A 14280-nucleotide genomic window follows, 5' to 3' on the forward strand; every position below is an offset into this window, starting at 1 on the left:
AAATGTATCAATGTAAATGCATTCCTTACGGATCCTTTTTACATTGATACAAATGTACAGTCTTATTTTAAAGTATTTACGTTATTTAAATCTTCAAATGCTTTTACCAATCTTGCAGAGAAAGTTTCCTCACCTTTTCTTACCCAAACTCTCGGGTCATAGAATTTCTTGTTAGGTTTTTCTTCTCCTTCAGGGTTTCCGATTTGAGCTCTTAAATAATCAATATTGTTTACCATATAATCTCTAACGCCTTCTGTATAAGCAAACTGAAGGTCAGTATCGATATTCATTTTGATCACTCCGTAGTCAATAGCTTCTCTGATCTCTTCTAAAGTAGATCCTGATCCACCGTGGAATACGAAATTAACAGGCTTAGCTGCAGTTCCGAATTTCTCCTGAACATATTTCTGAGAGTTGTCAAGGATTTTTGGGGTAAGAACCACATTTCCAGGTTTGTAAACTCCGTGTACGTTACCGAATGCCGCAGCGATGGTAAAGTTATCAGAAATAGCCTTTAATTTTTCGTAAGTATACGCTACATCTTCAGGCTGAGTATATAGTTTGGAATTATCAACGTCTGAGTTGTCAACACCGTCTTCTTCACCACCTGTTACCCCGATCTCCACTTCAAGAGTCATCTGAAGTTTCGCCATTCTTTCGAAATATTGAGCTGAAATCTCGATGTTTTCTTCCAAAGGCTCTTCAGAAAGGTCCAACATGTGAGAAGAGTAAAGAGATTTTCCTGTCTGTCTGAAGAATTCTTCGTTAGCATCCATTAATCCGTCGATCCACGGAAGTAATTTTTTAGCACAGTGGTCTGTGTGTAAAATTACTGTTGCTCCGTAAGCTTCAGCAAGGGTGTGAATGTGTTTGGCACCTGCGATAGCTCCTAAGATTGCAGACTTTTGTCCGTCATTGCTTAATCCTTTTCCTGCATTGAAAGCAGCACCACCGTTTGAAAACTGAATAATTACAGGAGAATTCAATTTCGCTGCAGTTTCCATCGTAGCGTTTACGTTGCTTGATCCAATTACGTTTACTGCAGGTAGTGCAAATTTATTTTCTTTAGCATACTGAAAGATATCAGTAACTAACTGGCCTGTGGCAACTCCTGCCGGAAAAATTCTGCTCATGTTTTGCTTTTTATTATAAAATTATTAGGTGTTTTAATTTCGTGTAAAGGTAATCATTTTTAAGAAATTACTAATTTCTTTTGTCCCGTCCCCAAAGCAGCTTCTGACGGATGGTTTCGTAAAAGCTCAAACTGTTGGGCTGAACCAGAAGAAGCTGAAATGATGCCTTTCTGATAATGATTTCTTTATCCGTTTCAATATGGATCAGTCTGGAGTCCAGGGAAAGGGAATATTGTGGTACCCGGCTTTCCACCCTGAATTTGATTTCCACTTTATCATTCACTACTAAAGGTCTCACATTCAGGTTGTGAGGGGCAATAGGTGTGATGACAAAATTTTCGTTGTTCGGAGAAATGATGGGTCCGCCACAGCTTAAAGAATAGGCGGTAGATCCTGTGGGTGTCGAAATGATAACCCCATCTCCCCAGAATACGTTCAGAAATTCATCATTGATATAAGAATCTACGGTGATCATGGAAGTGGTTTCTTTCCTGGAAACGGTGACGTCGTTCAGGGCGTAAGGAAAAGCTCCTTCCAGTTCCGGAGATACGACTTCTATGACGGAACGGCGGCTTGTCTTTACATTTCCTTTTAAGATGGAATCCAGCTCTTTGAAAGCTTCCTCCTTCGTAAAGAATGCCAGAAATCCAAGCCTTCCTGTATTCACTCCCACCACCGGAATTTCAAGATCTTCAATGAACGTTAAAGAGTTTACAATGGTTCCGTCCCCACCGAAGGTGAAGAACAGATCTACTTCTTTATCCAGAAGGTCCTGCTTGCAGTTGAAGGTTTCGAAGATCTTTGAAAACTGAAGCGCTTCAGCCATTTCATCATACAGGACGGATTTTACACCTCTGGTTTCAAGTTCAGAGATAAACTTGCTTAAATATAAAAAAGTATCAAGATCCTTTTTCTGTGAATATATGGCTGCCTTCATGTTATATTTCTATGAATTTTTGGAAAAAACCAAATCGGTCTTTAAACAGATCGGTTTTCTCATCAGAATAGTATTTTTCTACAATTCTGTAATCGTACCGGTCAAAAGTAGAGTCTATCGAGGCCAGATTTTCATTGCTGATCTTAATGGTAATGTGGATCACCTCGTCAGACATAAAGCTTATGAACCCTCCGTAAAATTTTGAGTTGTTGCTCTCTATAATATTGGCAATCTCCGTCATGGAGTATTTTCTGGCCGGTGTTTCTATCGTAAGGATAGCGCCTGACTCTGAAAATAAAGGATAGCGGGACAGGTCCTGGAAAATATCTTCGCAGGTAATATACCCCAGATATTTTTCATTCTTGTTGATTACCGGGATCACATTGGAACTGAACGTATAAAACAGACGGATACTGTCCATAATATTGTTGTCTTCCAGAATCGCAAAACGTTCGATCTGATGCTCAAGGTCCTTCAGTGTTCCGCCATCTTCTTCATAAAGAAAGTCTTTGGCAAGCGCTCCATAGAAGTGATGGGATTTTTTGATGAAAATATGGGAATATCCAAAGTCCTCCAACATATTTCTGGCCGATTCTATGGAATCAGACAGGCTAAAACACGGGAAGTCTTTTGAGATATAGTCCTTGATAAACATTGTGCTAATTTATAAAAAATTAAATGAAACTTTTTCTGAAATCACCACTTTTTTTAAACTCAAATAAAAAAAATGGCTCTAAAATTTGTTTGTAAAGAAAAAAAAGGTACCTTTGTCGCCTTTCATTTTTACTTTTTATTAGATTTATTTCAAACTGCACTGTCTACTAAGGACATATGCAGTTTTTTTATTTTAGGGCTTTGGCAAACTCCCACATCACAATTCCTGCACATACACTTACATTCAGAGAATGCTTGGTTCCAAGCTGTGGAATTTCCAGAAATACATCAATATTCGGCAGAACTTCATCACTGATTCCTTCTACCTCATTTCCCAAAATCAGCGCATATTTTTTCGAATGATCAATGGTAAAATCAGTAATCAGCCGGCTGCCGGTAGTCTGCTCAATACCTATAATTTCGTATCCTTTGCTTTTCAGATCTGCGATGGCATTGTTGGTTTCTTCTTCATGAGACCAGTCTACACTTTCCGTAGCGCCCAGTGCTGCTTTGTGTATTTCACGGTGAGGAGGCTGTGGCGTAATCCCGCAGAGGATTATTTTTTCAATCAGAAAAGCATCGGCCGTTCTGAATGCTGCACCCACATTGTGCATACTTCTGATATTATCTAAAATGATGACCAGTGGAATTTTTTCAACCTTCTTAAATGTTTCTACATCTATCCTGTTGAGCTCTTCCAGTTTTAGTTTCTGTACCAATTGTATTATTTTGTTGAGATTAATTTTCCGTCTTTATAGACCTCTGTTTTTTCTATGCTTCCGTCTTCACGGTAATGCACTCTGTTGCCGTTCCATTTATCATTCACGAATTCGGTTTCACGTTGTACCTTTCCGGACGGGTAGAATGCTTTCCATTTTCCGGTGGCAATTCCGTTTTCATACTGTCCTATCTGTTTTACGGATTTTCCGTCTTCATGAAATAGTTTGGTTTCACCATGCAGTTTGGCAAATTTATAATGAGAAATTTCTTCTACTTTTCCGGAAGGGGAATAAAATGTGCCGATAAAGCTGTTGTCATAAATATTCTTCTCACCGTTGGTGTATACTTCCTTGCCGGTCATGGTTCCGTTTTTATCATAGTAGTTCCATTCCTTTACTTTGAAGTCTTTTTTATATTCTCCCTTTGCGTGTAATTTTCCGTTTTCATGATAGAAAACCGCATCACCGTCCCGTTTGCCTTTTTTCCATTCTACAATATTTTTTACCTGTCCGTTATCGAAGAATTCTTTACAGGATCCTTCCTGCAGTCCGTCTTTATATCCGCAGGGTTTCTGCGCCCATACAAGGGCAGATGCTGAAATGAATAGTAGAAGAATGTATTTCATAGCTATTTTTATTTCAAAAATAGTAAAATACTTATATTTGACTCAAAAATATACTATGAAAAAATTATTCATGTTATTGATATTCATGATGGCTTTTGTGTCTTCCAATGCACAGAACACTTACTATCCACAGGCTTTTTTTGATAAAAAACTGGCCAGGGATATGCTTGGATTCGGGAATTCTACCATAGAAGGGGTTGCTTCTACCAAACAGAAAAACAACTGGGGAATCAAACCATTGCTGGGCCAGAAACACTATGCCCCTAAAGGGACCGTTGTTATGCTTTTTCCTGTAACGCCCTATTTTGACGAGTTTTACAACATGAGAAAAAAGTATGAAAATAAAAAAACTACGGTATACATGTCTGAAGAAGCTTTTAAATACAGAGTAGAAGCCTTAACGGATGATCATGGAAGATTTAAGTTTGAAAAATTAAAACCGGGGAAATATTATCTTGAAACCATTGTAAATTTTACTGCCACGGCAAGTTATCAAAAGCAAACAGGAACTTCAGATGCCTATAACGGCTATGGGGCATATCTTTACTCTACTCCCATATACAGTACATTTTTTTATGGCTACGACGCAGCCAACAGGGAAAGTAAATTTGTAGAGATAAAGCAAGACGGCGAATTAAAAGAAATCAACCTTTAAAAGGTTGATTTTTTATTTTCTGATCATAATCTGATGTACGTTTTTCTCAATATTCTGAGCCAGTGTCTCCATGGGGATATCGTTCTCATCATTGTTGAAAGGATCTTCAATTTCTTCGGCAATAAGCTCCAGACTCATCAGCACATAATATACGAAAACCGTAAGCGGAATCATAAAAAGGCCGATCGTGATGACATAGGCAATGGGCAAAGCAAAAACGTAGAGAATGATAAATTTCTTGATAAACGATGAATAGGAATAAGGAATAGGGGTGTTTTTTATTCTTTCACAGCCTCCGCATACATCCAGAAATCCGGAAAGCTGGGTGTCTAAATACAGCATTTCGATTTCTGAGATCTTTCCTTCTTTTTTCAGCATATTCAGTTTATGGTTCAAAAGAATGATCATTTCACTGGGACCGTGGTTTTTCAACGACTTTTCAATTTCGGAATAATCTTCATCCAGAGCCAGTCTTGTAGATTCTTTAGACAGGTGCTTGGCCAGAAAGTGCGGGAAAAATTTCAGATATCTTGCGATCTGTTCCGCATCCTGACGGTTATCACCAAGAATGGTATTGATTTTAATCGCAAAATTCCTAGTATCATTCACCAGCTTTCCCCAAAGTTTTCTGCCTTCCCACCATCTGTCGTAAGCCGTATTTGTTCTGAATACCAGCAAAAGAGAAAGTACGAAGCCCAGCAGAGAGTGAATCATTCCCACATTGCTGATTCCTGATTTTGAAGTAAGATGAAGGTATTCTACTTCCAGATACTGAATTCCCCAAGAATACAATCCTACAAGAAGCATACTCGGAAAAAGAATTTTCAGGGTATCGCTTTTGTGTAAACTGAAAAGGATTTTAAGAAAATGTTTGGTATTGTAGACTCGCATAAATTTACTTATTACCACAAATATAAAATAAAGTAAGGAAGTCTGAAGCATGAAGCAGGAGGTTATTGAAGCCGAAGAGGAGATTTAAGTTTTCTATAAAAATGATTTTTATGGAGTGACATTTATAGGGTTTGCAGGCAGAGAGGAGATCTCCTGCATCCTTCTTCCGGCCTCCGCTTCTTTTAATCTTAATTTTCGCAGTTTTCAAAAAAATACTATTTTTATTTCGCATTAAATACAAAGTACATGATCCTCGAAAACGTAGATGTTGTAAATGATATCAGTAAAGAAGATTTTCAGAAGAACTATTTCAAAAAGCAGAAACCTCTTTTGATCAGGAATTTTGCAAGTCGCTGGGATGCCTTCGATAAATGGAATCTGGCTTATATCCGTGAAAAAGCGGGCGATCAGGAAGTTCCGCTGTATGACAACAAACCTGCTGATGCGGCAAAAAGTTCTGATGCCCCGGTTACGAATATGAAGATGAAAGAGTATATAGATACCATAAAGTCTAAACCTTCAGACCTGCGTATCTTCTTCTATATCATTACAGACAGGCTTCCGGAACTATTGAAAAATTTTACTTACCCGGATCTGGGAATCAAGTTTTTTAAAAGGCTTCCGACTTTATTCTTCGGAGGAAGTGAAGCGCATGTACTGATGCATTATGATGTGGATCTTGGAGATTTTATGCATATCCACTTTGAAGGGAAGAAGAGAATTCTGTTGTTTGATCAGGAACAGTCACCTTTTTTATATAAAGTTCCGCTGTCCGTTCATACTATTTATGATGTAGACTATGAAAACCCGGATTACGAAAAGTTTCCGGCCCTGAAATATGCCAAAGGCTATGAAATTTTCATGGAGCATGGTGATGCCCTGTTTATTCCCGGAGCATTCTGGCATTTCAACAGATATCTGGAGCCGGGATTCTCACTCTCACTAAGGGCACTTCCCAATAAGCCGAATGTTTTTGCCAATATGCTGTATCATGTTTTCATTATGAGATATACAGACAAACTCATGCGTAAGCTTTTTAAAGCCAGGTGGGTAGATTACAAGCAGAAATGGGCCTACAAGAAAAGCTCCGAGGCACTGGAGAAACATCTGAAGACAGGAAAATAAAGAGGAAGGAAGAAGGAGATTGGGAGCCGGAAGACTCTCACAGCTTAGTATCACTTAAATACCTGTTAAAAGATAATAGCAATTACGTGATAATTAGATACTTCCAGTCTTTTGCTTCCCGCTTATTTATTAATCAATCCGAAGATTGTTGCATCCACAAATTTTCCTTTCTCAAAGAAATAGTCTTTTAAGGTACCTTCCCGGGTGAAGTTTAAAGAAGTTAAAAGCTTTTCAGAGGAAATATTGGCAGGATCAATGAAGGCATCTATCCGGTGTAGCCTCATGGTTTCAAAACCGTATGTAAGAATAGGAAGAATGGCTTCCTTCATATAATATTGCCTCCAGAATTTTGGGTTGAGTTCGTAGCCGATTTCTGCCCTGAAATGGTCCCGGTACCAGTTGTGATATCCGCAGGTTCCGATTACTCTTCGTTCCGATTTAAGCTCCAGGGCCCACCGGAAACCTTTTCCTTTTTCAAACTCACTGTTGAAGTGCCGGATAATTTGCCGGGAATCGTCCAGTGTTTTAAAGGGAGCCAGATCATAGTATTCCATGACTTCATCCAGTGAAAAATATTCAAAAAGGTCTTCAGTATCGCGGGGAGTAAGTTGTCGTAAAATAAGTCTTTCAGTCTCTAAAACAGGAAATTCCATGGGTGATTTGATTTTATGGTGAAAATACGATTAATTACTGATAAACTAAAGAGCTGTAGGATTACCGTTAAACAATTCCCGAACCCTGAATTTATTTTTTTAAATTTGGGGCTCATTTTTAACTATGGCAAAATCGAAGAAGGAAACCCCGTTAATGACTCAGTACAATACCATCAAGGGAAAATACCCTGATGCACTTTTACTTTTCAGGGTAGGTGACTTTTATGAAACTTTTGGGCAGGATGCCGTGAAAACATCCCAGATCCTGGGTATTGTTCTTACCAAAAGGAACAATGGTGAAGGCAGTGTGGAACTTGCCGGTTTCCCACATCATTCTATAGATTCTTACCTTCCGAAACTGGTGAGGGCAGGGATGAGAGTGGCGATCTGTGATCAGCTGGAAGATCCGAAAATGGTGAAAGGAATTGTAAAAAGAGGAGTAACGGAACTGGTTACACCCGGAGTTACTTTCAACGATCAGGTGCTGAATTCAAAAAAGAACAACTTCCTGCTTTCTCTGCATAAAGAAAAAGAGAAATACGGAATTGCCCTCGTAGATATCTCTACAGGAGAATTCCTGGTAAGTGAAGGAAACCTGGAGAAGCTGTTACACATTGTGAATACCTTTGATCCGAGTGAGATCATTTTCCAGCGAAGTGTACAGATCCCGGAACAGTTTAAAAATAAAAATGCCTTTAAGCTTGAAGACTGGGCATTTCAATACAATTTTGCCTACGAGAAACTGACCGGTCACTTTAAAACCAATTCATTAAAAGGTTTTGGCGTTGAAAACCTTCCATTGGCCATCACCGCAGCAGGAGCCATTTTTGCTTATCTGGTAGAAGATACCCATCACAATCTGCTTTCCCATATTACAAAGCTTCAGGTTATTCCGCAGGAAGATTATCTGATGATGGATAACTTTACGTTGAGAAACCTTGAAATTGTTTATCCGAGCAATCCACAGGGTAAATCATTACTTGATATTATTGATAAGACTTCCACTCCCATGGGAGGACGATTGCTGAGAAGAAGGATCATTCTTCCTTTAAAATCTGTGGATGAGATTATGAGAAGGCTTTCCCTGATTGATTTCTTAAATGAAAATGATCCGTTGAAATACGAGATCTGCCAACTGCTGAAGTCTATTTCCGATCTGGACAGGTTGATGGGGAAACTGGCTGCAGAAAAAATCTCACCTAAAGAACTTGGATATTTACGCCAAAGTTTAATTAATATTCATAAAATCAAAGCGTTATTGCATCCTCATGCAGAGGTGCTGGCATGGCTGGAGCCATTATTTGACCTTGAAGAACTGATTAAATTCCTCCAAAATCATCTTAACGAAGAGCTTCCGGTAAGCCTTGCCAAAGGAAATATCATCAAGGAAGGTGTTTCTGAAGAACTGGACCGTCTGAGAAATCTTCAGAGCAAAGGCCGTGGCTTCCTGGATGAAATGTGCCAGAGAGAGATTGAAAGGACAGGAATTACAAGCCTTAAAATTGATTTTAACAACGTTTTCGGATACTATATTGAAGTCCGGAACACCCATAAAGATAAAGTTCCTGATGACTGGGTAAGAAAGCAGACCCTTGTGAATGCTGAACGATACATTACCGAAGAATTGAAGGAATATGAAAATCAGATTCTGGGTGCCGAAGAAAAAATCGGGGTTCTGGAAGCTTCACTGTACAGAAATGTATGTTCTGAAACAATGGTGTATATTGACCAGATTCAGGGGAATTCCAATATCATTGCGCAGCTTGATGTAGCTTCCGGATTATCTGAACTGGCTGTTTCTGAAAGCTATACAAAACCTATCCTGAATGACGGCTATGCAATTGACCTGAAAGAGGCAAGACACCCGATTATTGAAAATGCCCTTCCATTAGGAGAAAAATATATTCCCAACGATATTTTCCTGGATAAAGACTCTCAGCAGATCATTATGGTGACCGGTCCGAACATGGCCGGTAAATCGGCGATCCTGCGTCAGACTGCTATTGTATGTCTTCTGGCTCAGATCGGAAGTTTTGTACCTGCGAAACATGCTGAAATCGGAATGCTGGATAAGATCTTTACAAGGGTAGGAGCTACTGATAACATCTCTGCAGGAGAATCCACTTTCATGGTTGAGATGAATGAAGCTGCCAATATCCTGAATAATATTTCGGAAAGAAGCCTTATTTTACTTGATGAGATCGGGCGTGGAACTTCTACCTATGACGGAGTTTCCATTGCGTGGGCCATCGCCGAATACCTGCATCAGCATCCTACACAGTCTAAAACGCTGTTTGCAACCCATTATCATGAGCTGAATGAAATGACGGTGAACTTTGAAAGGGTAAAAAACTTCCACGTATCCATCCAGGAGAATAAAGGAAACATTATTTTCCTTAGAAAACTGATTCCGGGAGGAAGTGAGCACAGCTTCGGTATCCACGTTGCAAAACTGGCCGGTATGCCTGCAAAAGTAGTCAACAGAGCGAATGAAATCCTTAAAACACTCGAAGCGAGCAGAACCCAGGGAAGCAATTCATCGGAAAGCATCAAAAGAGTGACTGAAGAAAATATGCAGCTTTCTTTCTTCCAGCTGGATGATCCTGTTCTGGAGAATATCCGGGAAGAGCTTACCAAGATAGATATCAATACCCTGACACCGCTTGAAGCTTTAATGAAGCTGAATGCCATAAAAAAAATGATTGGAGGATAATCCAATCATTTTTTGTTTTTAAGTATTGAAATTAACAGCAGTAGCCGTCTTTACCTCTTGGGCCGATAATAAGGAAGTGGCTTACTCCTCTTAGCTTACACAGACCTTCTGCGCAGGCTGCAGCACCTCCGTTGATGTCTTTCAGTTCTGCTTTAGAAAGCTTTCTTTTCTGAATATCTGATGTTTTCATATTGCTTTTGTTTAAATGTTATCAACCGGATTAACAGCAAAATCCATCCTGCATGCCGGGAACTCCGTATCTTTCTTCTCCGGTATTCGGGTCTGTACAGCTTATCACTCTCGGGCAGACAGGTCTTAATCCGCCACTGATTTCTTTCAGCTCAGTTTTGCCGAGCTTTCTTTTTGGATTGTTTGACTTTTTCATAATGATTTTAATTTGGTGAATTTATTTTCTGTTTTAAATAAAAAGTGACCGAAGATCTTCTCCGATCACTGGATTTTTATTGAATGCTGCCTAACAACATCTTCCTTTGCTGTCACATGCGCCTATTCTTATCTCTCCGTCACCATCAATGTTGCAGAAGCAGGTTCCGGGACAAATTGTGCCGCCCCCATTGATCTGTTTTAATTCATTTTTTGTCAGTTTTCTTTTTTGAATGCTTGATTTTTTCATGATAATTTTAATTTGGTTCGTGTTCAGGTTCAATACATTAACAGCAATATCCGTCTCTGCCAACTGGTCCGATTACATATTGATCTTCACCAATCTTGCATAATCCTTCCGGGCATATTACCGGTCCGTTTCCTCCATTGATTTCTTTCAATTCGCTTTTTGTGAGTTTTTTCTTTTGAAAGTCTGATTTTTTCATGATAATTTTAGTTTTAACTGTAAGCTAATTTACATTTTATTTCAAATAATTCAATAGGTGGTGAAAGAAAATAACATTTTTATGCAATAATTAACAAAGTTTAACAGGCTGATAGTCATAGAGAAAATAAAGCAATGATTAAATTTGAATATGAAGAATTGTATCCGGCTTTTAGCCCTGTGTCTATGTTTTACTGTTTTCAAAGCACAGCAGACCACAATTTCCATAGTGAAATATGAAGACCTGGAAAAGCGTATTCAGGAGGAAAAGGATCAACTGCTTGTGGTTAATTTCTGGTCAACAACCTGCGCCCCCTGTGTCAAAGAACTGCCTCACTTTATGGAGGTGAACAGTCAACATGCAAATGATCCAAAATTTAAAATGATTCTGGTTTCATTAGACCGTTTGGCAGATAAGGAAAGAGTATTAAAATTCATCAAAAGTAAAAATCTGACTGCGGAGGTGGTTCTATTGGATGATATCAAAAGGATGAATACCTGGATCCCAAGATTTGAAAAAGACTGGGATGGCAATATTCCGGTAACGCTGTTTTATAAAAATGGGGAAAAATTTCATTTTAATGATGGTGAAATGGGCAAGGAAGACCTTGAAAAAGTAATTAATGAAAATCTACACTAAAAATAACCTGTTATGAAAAATATGAAAATTGTAATGATGGCATTCATTGCGGCTTTGGGACTGTTGAGCTTTACTGCATCCAATCACGATCACCATCCAAATAAAGAAAATAACACTTCTAAAAAAGGCTATGAAGTAGGGGATGAAGCCACTGATTTTAAGCTTAAAAACATTGACGGCAAAATGGTTTCTTTGAGTGACTTTAAAAGTGCCAAAGGATTTATTGTCATATTTACCTGCAATCACTGCCCGTATGCGAAGAAATATGAAGACAGGATTATTGAGCTTGATAAGAAATACAAGGCTCAGGGATATCCTGTTATTGCCATCAACCCTAATGATCCCAATGTACAGCCTGAAGACGGTTATCAGCAGATGATTGAAAGGGCAAAGCAGAAAGGTTTTACTTTTCCGTATCTGGTAGATGAAGGGCAGAAAATTTATCCTCAGTATGGGGCAACAAAAACCCCGCATGTCTTTGTATTACAGAAAGAAAATGGGAAAAATATCGTAAAATACATAGGAGCTATCGACAACAATTATGATAATCCCGCCGATGTATCGGAATATTATGCTCAGGATGCTGTAAATGCTTTAATCAAAGGTGAGCCGGTGAAAATGACAAAAACGGTTGCCATCGGATGTACAATCAAAGTGAAGAAGTAATATATTTGCTGATATAATACAATCGGTATTTCCGGAATGCCGATTTTTTATGCCTTAAAACGAACATAGATGAAACTACAATTCAGCCTGAAATACCTCCTTCTGACCGTTTTTATTTTTCTTGTGGAAGTTCTGATTGCTACAAAACTGGAACATATTTTCTTTGTAAGAGCCTATCTCGGTGATGTAATTGTGGTAATGCTTCTCTATACCTTTGTAAAGACTTTTGTGAAGATGAATGACCAGAAGCTGATCCTGGGAATCCTGGTATTTTCGTTTCTGGTAGAATTTGCACAGTATTTCCATGTCGCAGAAAAATCAGGCTTCCGTCCTGGAAGCCTGATGTATATTGTGATCGGAAACTCATTCTCATGGATTGATATTCTCTGTTATGCCGTAGGCTGCCTGCTGCTCTATCTATCCGTAAGAATGGCAAAAAATAAAAACCTGCCTTCAGCCTCTAATTCCTGATCCCTGTAATCTATCTGCCAAAACTGTCATATTTATCCTCTGCATATTTGGTAAAACGGTTCAGCAATGCTACATTTTCTTTTTCCATAGGAGTAAGTTCGTTATCTACATTATTGGAAACAGGAATATACCAGTCTGTCTGCTCAAAGAAATTTCTGTACGTTTCTTTTTTAAAGGAATAGCCGTGTCTTGCAAATACAGAGTTTTTGATAATTTCAAGGTCGAGTTTTCTTAAATTTTTAAGATCCTTTTCTGTCAGTTTCTGTTTAGAGGCATTCAGCTTGAATACGGCCTCAGAAGCTACCCTGTTTTTGGAGGTGGTATAGCTTTCCGTTTTACCGGTGTCTGTGTCCGTATATTTTTCAACAAAATCCTTAGGATTGGACCAGTCTACAAGATTAGAATCTTTATCCAGCATAAAATTAGGGTTATAGACAAACTCTTTTTTCGTCAATTTCAACGTTTTTAGAGGCGATTTAACCGCTGATTTGTTGAAGGCATTCCATTTCCCGGTTAAGCTGTCACCATTCAGTTTTACTTCAAACCTGCCGTCTGTTTTATCATTGCCGGGCTCATCCAGTACAAAAGATTTTGACGATTCATTGAAAACCCCTCTGAACGGGCGCTGATTACCATTGACGATACTTTGCCCATAAACACTGTCTTTTGTGATCCTGTTGATCTTCAGAGAAATCTTCTTGTACATGTCTACATCATACTCCGAGCCATCATATTCATCTACGGCTTTCTCCATTCCGGCGAAATCGCCTGTATAAATCCCGTAATATTCCTGATGAACTTCCGGTATTACCACAGAATCTTTTTTTGCAGTTAAAGAATCTTTCCCGGATTCATTGGTCTTTCCATCTTTTTTACAGCCTATTAAAGCAACTGTAAGCAAAGAGATAAAGGTGTAATTTAGAATTTTCATATCTGTTTTTTTGTGATTAAATATTCAATTAAAAGGATATTGGGAACCCAGCCCAGCCATGCGATGATCTGGTAGACATCCATAGGATTGGGATGAAATAAATATACAATAATAACTTTCCACATCCGCAAGGTGATCGCAGATAATGTAAAAGCAAAACTCCGCCACATCCACTGCTTATGCTGCTTAAATTTTTTCTGCCTCGCAAGCCGGTAGGCCTTCAACGTAGAAAACCACCATAAAATCCCGAGAATGACAAATGAAATTTTAGATACTATCCCTCCGTTTGCAAATACTCCCATATAAATCCCCGAAGACGCAGCAAAGATCAGAATCAGGAAAATATAGACCTTTCCCATATTTCCGTGGAAATTTCTGATACCGAAATCTTTTCTGAGGATCGCCAGAAAACCTGAAAGAAGCACAAAAATACTGGTGTAAACGTGGGTGTAGAAAAAGCTGAGGTATTCCGGTCTTGCCGTGACTTCCGTCTGCTTGATCATCAGGAAACTGACATTCGGATCTATGGGAATATATTCCAGTGTAATCTTTAGCATCAGCCAAAAGAAATACCCGAATCCTATGATTAAAAGGACTGTAAAGAAAACAGTGGTATTTCTTCTGGCGGAAAGCATTG

19 protein-coding genes are annotated in these 14280 nt (G+C 38.8%); 6 read left to right on the forward strand and 13 right to left on the reverse strand.

What is annotated here, in order from left to right; translation table 11 throughout:
• Positions 1–62: 62 nt before the first annotated feature.
• The 5 genes from fbaA to BBI00_RS16410 form a co-directional block, all read right to left on the reverse strand.
• A complete protein-coding gene (fbaA, locus tag BBI00_RS16390) occupies positions 63–1133 on the reverse strand; it encodes a class II fructose-bisphosphate aldolase (protein ID WP_065399945.1) in 1071 nt (356 codons plus the stop codon).
• A gap of 70 nt (positions 1134–1203) precedes the next feature.
• Complete coding sequence (locus BBI00_RS16395) at positions 1204–2070, reverse strand: NAD kinase (protein ID WP_065399946.1); 867 nt, start codon at positions 2068–2070, stop codon at positions 1204–1206.
• Position 2071: 1 nt separating this feature from the next.
• Entirely contained in the window at positions 2072–2725 is a 654-nt protein-coding gene (locus BBI00_RS16400) for a CBS domain-containing protein (RefSeq protein WP_065399947.1), read from the reverse strand.
• 187 nt (positions 2726–2912) lie between these two features.
• Positions 2913–3443, reverse strand: a complete 531-nt coding sequence (locus BBI00_RS16405; RefSeq protein ID WP_065399948.1) for an RNA methyltransferase — start codon at positions 3441–3443, stop codon at positions 2913–2915.
• A 5-nt stretch (positions 3444–3448) separates the two neighbouring features.
• Complete coding sequence (locus tag BBI00_RS16410; protein ID WP_065399949.1) at positions 3449–4069, reverse strand: toxin-antitoxin system YwqK family antitoxin; 621 nt, start codon at positions 4067–4069, stop codon at positions 3449–3451.
• A 55-nt stretch (positions 4070–4124) separates the two neighbouring features.
• On the opposite strand from BBI00_RS16410, the gene BBI00_RS16415 reads away from it, so the two are divergent.
• Entirely contained in the window at positions 4125–4724 is a 600-nt protein-coding gene (locus BBI00_RS16415) for a hypothetical protein (protein WP_065399950.1), read from the forward strand.
• 12 nt (positions 4725–4736) lie between these two features.
• Here the strand turns inward: BBI00_RS16415 and BBI00_RS16420 are convergent, their stop codons facing one another.
• Entirely contained in the window at positions 4737–5615 is an 879-nt protein-coding gene (locus tag BBI00_RS16420; RefSeq protein WP_065399951.1) for a bestrophin family protein, read from the reverse strand.
• Between the two features lie 246 nt (positions 5616–5861).
• On the opposite strand from BBI00_RS16420, the gene BBI00_RS16430 reads away from it, so the two are divergent.
• Positions 5862–6740, forward strand: coding sequence for a cupin-like domain-containing protein (locus BBI00_RS16430; RefSeq protein WP_065399953.1), 879 nt, complete (start codon positions 5862–5864; stop codon positions 6738–6740).
• A gap of 122 nt (positions 6741–6862) precedes the next feature.
• On the opposite strand, the gene BBI00_RS16435 is transcribed toward BBI00_RS16430, so the two are convergent.
• Positions 6863–7393, reverse strand: coding sequence for a GNAT family N-acetyltransferase (locus tag BBI00_RS16435; protein WP_065399954.1), 531 nt, complete (start codon positions 7391–7393; stop codon positions 6863–6865).
• A 124-nt stretch (positions 7394–7517) separates the two neighbouring features.
• Between BBI00_RS16435 and mutS the strand changes: the two genes are divergently transcribed.
• Complete coding sequence (gene mutS, locus BBI00_RS16440; RefSeq protein ID WP_065399955.1) at positions 7518–10106, forward strand: DNA mismatch repair protein MutS; 2589 nt, start codon at positions 7518–7520, stop codon at positions 10104–10106.
• Positions 10107–10137: 31 nt separating this feature from the next.
• Here mutS and BBI00_RS23390 read toward each other — a convergent pair whose 3' ends face one another.
• From BBI00_RS23390 to BBI00_RS23400, 4 genes are all read right to left on the reverse strand, one after another.
• Complete coding sequence (locus tag BBI00_RS23390; protein WP_165602546.1) at positions 10138–10296, reverse strand: hypothetical protein; 159 nt, start codon at positions 10294–10296, stop codon at positions 10138–10140.
• A 30-nt stretch (positions 10297–10326) separates the two neighbouring features.
• Positions 10327–10491, reverse strand: a complete 165-nt coding sequence (locus BBI00_RS23395) for a hypothetical protein (RefSeq protein ID WP_165602547.1) — start codon at positions 10489–10491, stop codon at positions 10327–10329.
• A 90-nt stretch (positions 10492–10581) separates the two neighbouring features.
• Positions 10582–10740, reverse strand: a complete 159-nt coding sequence (locus tag BBI00_RS23115) for a bacteriocin (RefSeq protein ID WP_123843887.1) — start codon at positions 10738–10740, stop codon at positions 10582–10584.
• A 37-nt stretch (positions 10741–10777) separates the two neighbouring features.
• Entirely contained in the window at positions 10778–10936 is a 159-nt protein-coding gene (locus BBI00_RS23400; RefSeq protein ID WP_165602548.1) for a hypothetical protein, read from the reverse strand.
• A gap of 150 nt (positions 10937–11086) precedes the next feature.
• Between BBI00_RS23400 and BBI00_RS16445 the strand changes: the two genes are divergently transcribed.
• The 3 genes from BBI00_RS16445 to BBI00_RS16455 all read left to right on the forward strand — a co-directional run bounded on the left by BBI00_RS16445 (position 11087) and on the right by BBI00_RS16455 (position 12712).
• Positions 11087–11575: a TlpA family protein disulfide reductase gene (locus BBI00_RS16445; protein ID WP_065399956.1), complete on the forward strand. Its 489-nt coding sequence runs from the start codon at positions 11087–11089 to the stop codon at positions 11573–11575.
• Positions 11576–11587: 12 nt separating this feature from the next.
• Entirely contained in the window at positions 11588–12241 is a 654-nt protein-coding gene (locus tag BBI00_RS16450; protein WP_083988555.1) for a thioredoxin family protein, read from the forward strand.
• A gap of 69 nt (positions 12242–12310) precedes the next feature.
• Positions 12311–12712 carry a ribosomal maturation YjgA family protein gene (locus tag BBI00_RS16455; protein WP_065399957.1) on the forward strand — a complete coding sequence of 134 codons (402 nt, stop codon included), beginning with the start codon at positions 12311–12313 and terminating at the stop codon, positions 12710–12712.
• A gap of 10 nt (positions 12713–12722) precedes the next feature.
• Here BBI00_RS16455 and BBI00_RS16460 read toward each other — a convergent pair whose 3' ends face one another.
• Together BBI00_RS16460 and BBI00_RS16465 are read right to left on the reverse strand one after the other, a co-directional pair.
• Positions 12723–13643 (reverse strand): YARHG domain-containing protein, encoded by a 921-nt coding sequence (locus BBI00_RS16460; RefSeq protein WP_065399958.1) that lies wholly within the window; start codon positions 13641–13643, stop codon positions 12723–12725.
• Entirely contained in the window at positions 13640–14278 is a 639-nt protein-coding gene (locus tag BBI00_RS16465) for a DUF2306 domain-containing protein (protein ID WP_065399959.1), read from the reverse strand. Before BBI00_RS16465 ends, BBI00_RS16460 begins: the two co-directional genes overlap by 4 nt.
• Positions 14279–14280: the final 2 nt, after the last annotated feature.

Origin of the sequence: Chryseobacterium arthrosphaerae (assembly GCF_001684965.1) — a bacterium.
Taxonomy (GTDB): Bacteria; Bacteroidota; Bacteroidia; order Flavobacteriales; family Weeksellaceae; genus Chryseobacterium; species Chryseobacterium arthrosphaerae.